3 protein-coding genes are annotated in these 3083 nt (G+C 38.3%); 1 reads left to right on the top strand and 2 read right to left on the bottom strand.

The genetic code is table 11. From position 1 onward, the window contains the following. Positions 1–188: 188 nt before the first annotated feature. Complete coding sequence (locus H5072_RS15560; protein ID WP_182197406.1) at positions 189–1391, top strand: Bcr/CflA family efflux MFS transporter; 1203 nt, start codon at positions 189–191, stop codon at positions 1389–1391. Between the two features lie 26 nt (positions 1392–1417). On the opposite strand, the gene grpE is transcribed toward H5072_RS15560, so the two are convergent. Both grpE and H5072_RS15550 read right to left on the bottom strand, forming a co-directional pair. Continuing rightward, positions 1418–2029: a nucleotide exchange factor GrpE gene (gene grpE / locus H5072_RS15555; RefSeq protein ID WP_024597391.1), complete on the bottom strand. Its 612-nt coding sequence runs from the start codon at positions 2027–2029 to the stop codon at positions 1418–1420. A 58-nt stretch (positions 2030–2087) separates the two neighbouring features. Then, on the bottom strand, positions 2088–3053 hold the full coding sequence (locus tag H5072_RS15550) for an HrcA family transcriptional regulator (RefSeq protein ID WP_024604215.1): 966 nt from the start codon (positions 3051–3053) through the stop codon (positions 2088–2090). Positions 3054–3083: the final 30 nt, after the last annotated feature.

Below are 3083 nucleotides of genomic sequence, written 5' to 3'. Positions count from 1 at the left end.
TTAAGTAATGAATTTTTTATTGCTTGTAGAATAGCAAACACAGTACCAATTTAAAATATTTGCTTTATGTACCGTTATATTAAAAAAAAAGCAATATGGCGATAAACTTAGCGGGCAAACTAAGTTTATCCAAATACAATGCCCTGTTACACTATAACCCTTGTTTTTAGTGATTGTTGAGTTTACACATGGACGCCTCAGCCTCGTCTTTTAATACCCGTATTTTATTGCCTTTATTAGCCAGTATAGTGGCGATTACGCCATTGGCGATAGATATGTACTTACCTGCCATGCTGGTAATTGCAAACGATTTACACACTAATATGCCCAATGTACAAATATCGTTGAGTATTTACTTAGCAGGCTATTCATTAGGGATGCTATTTTTTGGCCCCATTGCCGATCAAATTGGCCGCCGTAAGCTTGCACGTATCGGCTTAACCTTATTTGGTGCAAGCTCACTTGCACTGGCATTTACCACCGAAATCCATGCTTTTTGGACTCTTCGAGCAGTGCAAGCATTTACGGGAGCGGCAGCAACGGTAGTAGTACCGGGTATTATTCGCCATATTTATCAGCAAAATACAGCTAAGGGAATGTCGTATGTGTCGATGATTATGATGGTAGCGCCGTTAGTTGCCCCCTCTGTTGGCTCGTTTATTTTAGGATTTTCTGTTTGGTCAACCATATTTTTGGTTCTTGCTGGGTATAGCTTTTTAATATTGGCGTTTGTGCAAGTGTATCTAATTGATATTCCTATTCACAAAAACGAAAAAAAGGGTCTCGCTCTATTTTTTGATAGCTATAAAACAGTACTCAGTAATAAAGATGCACGTGCCGACATACTCAGTTCTATGTTTGTATCGTTTGGATTTTTTTGCTTTTTGACCTCAGTACCATTTATTTATTTAGATTTATATGAAGTGTCAGAACAGTTATTTGGTGTGTTATTTGCCTTTAACGTAATGGCGCTGATGTTTGGTAACTTTTTAAATACGCGAATTGTACCAAGGCTGGGCTCTCGAAAAATGCTCTATATTGGGCTTACATTTGGATTTGTATCGGGGCTGGCTTTGTTAACATTTAGCTTATTGCATTTATCACTTTATTATATTGTGGCTGCTATTGCGCCATTAATGATGAGCTTAGGCGTCACTGCAAGTAATGCTGACTCGCTAATATTAATGAAGTTTGAAAAAAACACAGGCACGGCAACGGCCGTAATTGGCACACTTCGTTTTGGCAGTGGCGCATTAGTTGGCCCACTACTCGCTATTATGCATGCAAAAAGCGCAGTGCCGTTTTCAAGTTTAATGTTCAGCGCTGTTTTGCTTACTATGCTCGTACAGTTAATTCACTATAAAAAAGACAAAAAAAATGCCTCAATATGAGGCATTTTTTAAAACTAATAATTCAATTAAGCATCAGCAGCTTTAGAAACCATAACCATTGCAGGGCGTAATAAACGACCATTCAATGTGTAACCTTTTTGCATAACAGCAAGTACTGTATTAGGTGTTACATCGTTACTTGGTTGAATTGACATTGCTTGATGAAAATCTGGATTAAACTGCTCACCTTGAGGGTTTACAATTTCAACACCAAACTTTGCAACAGCATCGTTAAAGCTTTTAACTGTCATATCGATACCTTCAAGCAACGGCTTTAAAGTCTCATTTTCTTTATCAGAAAACTCAATAGCACGCTCAAGATTATCAATTACAGGTAGTAATTCGTTAGCAAATTTTTCTAGTGCAAACTTATGCGCTTTTTCTACATCTTGTGCTGCACGACGACGAATGTTGTCTACGTCTGCTGCAGCACGAACAACACCATCTTTTTGATCAGCAATAGTTTGTTTAGCAGCTTCAAGCTCTGCATATAGCATAGCTATTTCTGCTTCAGGGCTTTGCTCTTCTTCTGCATGTTGATCAGCGGCTTCTACTGCTGCTTCTACATCAGCCTGCATTTTAGAAATTTCTTCGTTTAATTCTACTTCTTGCTCAGGGTTTTGTGTCTGCTCAGACATAAAATACGTGCTCCAATTCTTTACAACTGCGGTAATTATGGGGATTGAATAAAAAGATTCAAGAGTTAGATGCCTCAATTAATTTAAATTCTCGAATTATTTCTTCGATTTGCGCTGATTTAGGGCAAATTATACAAAAGCGGCTTTGGTATTCTTGATTTTGAAAGTACGGCACGCTTATTACGATCAATTCATCACACTCAGTAAAAGGCAATTTTTCGCTATTAAGTACCGATACACCGTTTTTAAAAGCGAGTTTATCTTCTACATAATTTAAAAACGAAACACCAATATTTAAACTTTGCTCACAATCGATTTGTTTATAGAGGTAATTTTCGCCAACTACAATACTATTATCTGAGCCTAATTTTTGACTTAGCTGTCGCGTCCATTGATTAAGCGAATCATGACAATTTCGAGGCGCTGTATTTGCCATCGCCTGCATACGATACAAACCCTCCATAAGAGTTTGTTGGCTAAATACGGTATTCAACCATGTTGCAAACTGATAACGAACAGAATCTGACGAATCATGAGGTTTATCAATACAAATGTTGTGGCTCTGCCCAGCCCTGTCTATTAATAGAATAAGCCAGTCGGTAGAATCAAAATCAAGCACCTCTACTCTAAACACTTGCTGCGAGCTGACTTGTGGTAAACCAACACAACAACATATTTGGTATTTTTGGCTCAAACCATGTGCTAGTTCAACGAGTTGTGATTGCTCTGGTTGCCAATAATTAGCAATGTCAGCGAGTGGAAAAAACTCGTCAAACCAATAATCAAACCCTTCATTTGTGGGCACTCGTCCTGCAGATGTATGAGGTGAATACAATAGCCCCACTTTTTCTAAGCGAGCCATAGCATTACGAACCGTAGCCGAGCATACTGCCATGCCTTTGAGCTTGGCAATTTTTGTTGATGGAACAGGCAAGCCTTCACCATTACAGTACATGTTCATAACAGCTGAAAAAATTTGCTGATCTCGTGAGTTTAGTTTCATGGTATCTACATCTTGTTGCATGAAAGAGATATCGGGGCGTTTAGTTGTTTT

The sequence above is a fragment of the Pseudoalteromonas sp. SR45-5 genome, from assembly GCF_014163565.1.
Classification (GTDB): Bacteria; Pseudomonadota; Gammaproteobacteria; order Enterobacterales; family Alteromonadaceae; genus Pseudoalteromonas; species Pseudoalteromonas distincta.
This window is presented reverse-complemented; position numbering and strand designations above follow the sequence as displayed.